Annotated in this window: 1 protein-coding gene; it reads right to left on the bottom strand. The window is 36.0% G+C overall.

The genetic code is table 11. The features are described from left to right. Window positions 1-1,800 (bottom strand): non-ribosomal peptide synthetase (locus CHRY9293_RS18310; RefSeq protein WP_162034295.1); only part of this gene is annotated, 1,800 nt, incomplete at both ends.

Below are 1,800 nucleotides of genomic sequence, written 5' to 3'. Positions count from 1 at the left end.
ACACAGAAAGATCTGTACCAGCATCCAAACGAAACACCATAGGAACGTTATAGGCATTACTACCTCCTTCATAGTTCTCAATAAACCATAAACGCTCCTGTGCAAAAGATAGCAACTGATCCTCAGGGCTCATAACTTCTATACGTTCTAGTAAAGGACCATCACAGGCATGTACATCACCAAGAGCCAAAGAAAGACCTAAAACACTTTTATAGGTGAAAACCTCAGCTACACTAGCCTTGATACCCAAAGAGTGATGAATCTTACTAATCAATTTAATAGCCATAATACTATTACCACCTAATCTAAAGAAATCATCATGGATACTAATACTTGTACTATCTAATCCTAATACATCGCCATAAATAGCTACAAGACTTTTCTCTAGATCATTCGAGGCTCCTACATATTCTCTATCTCCTACAAAATTAGGCTCAGGTAAGGCCCGACGATCTAACTTCCCATTAATCGTTAAAGGAAACTCTTCTAAATGAACATACGCCGAAGGAACCATATACTCTGGTAAAAGACCCGATAAATACAATGATAAATCTTCAGCATTGATTGCTCTATCCGATATATAATATCCTACCAGATATTTTAAGCCGGAGTTATTCTCTTTAGCTAAAACAACACTCTGACGAATACCTTCATAGCCAACAAGAGCACTCTCTATCTCTCCCAACTCTATCCTATAACCTCGAATCTTTACCTGGAAATCATTTCGACCTATATATTCCAAATCTCCCCCAGGAAGATAACGGCCTAAATCTCCAGTCTTATATATACGTCCATTATAGCCTAACTCCTTATCATATTCACTCTGGAAAGGATTAGCTACAAAACGCTCATTGGTAAGTTCCGGTAGATTTAAATAACCTCGTGATAAACCACTACCTCCAATATACAATTCTCCCACTGCACCTACAGGTACGGGACGTAAATAACGATCTAAAACATACACCGAAGTATTCGAAATAGGCCGTCCTATATTAAGAGGATTTCCATCTTCATGATAATAATGATAGGTTACACATACTGTTGACTCAGTAGGACCATAAGCATTAATAATATCTACCCCTTGATTTTTATAATGCTCCATCAATGAAGAGCTGGTAATTTCTCCTGCAACGACAAGCTTATTCAAAGGTAGGATTATTTCCTTATTAAGCAATGCAGGAGGAATAGTAGCTATTTCTATACTTTTTTCACTTATATATTGTTGTAAACCTTCTAAATCAACCTGCTTTTCTTTATTTAAAAGATGTACAGTATGCCCAAAAGCGAGTACACAATATAAATCCCACACATGCGCATCAAAAACATAATTTGCATACCAAAGAATATTTTTCTGTCGTAAAGAAGAAATAGATGAATTTAAATCAAATATTACAGACTGTTGTATTATTAAATTTACTACTCCACTATGCTCGATCATTACTCCTTTAGGCTTACCTGTTGTGCCACTCGTGTAAATTACATAAGCCAAATTATCAGATTTAACTCCCGTAACAGGATTAGTAATACTACAACCTGAAAGAGTATCTACAACAGATACATTATCCAAACTTACAACGGAAAATTCAACTTCTTCTGAAGATCCTGATAAAGATAAATATTGCCTATATTCATATAAAATATCTTTTGTACTCTCTTCTACTAGGACTAAACCTGCTCCTGTATCTCGCAATATATGATCAAATCTTTCCATGGGATAACCAGGATCCATAGGAACATACGCTCCTCCGGCCTTCAATACTCCTAAAATCCCTATAAGCATATCCTCAGATCTATTCAAAC

Source organism: Chryseobacterium potabilaquae, assembly GCF_902728265.1.
Lineage (GTDB): Bacteria > Bacteroidota > Bacteroidia > Flavobacteriales > Weeksellaceae > Chryseobacterium > Chryseobacterium potabilaquae.
This window is presented reverse-complemented; position numbering and strand designations above follow the sequence as displayed.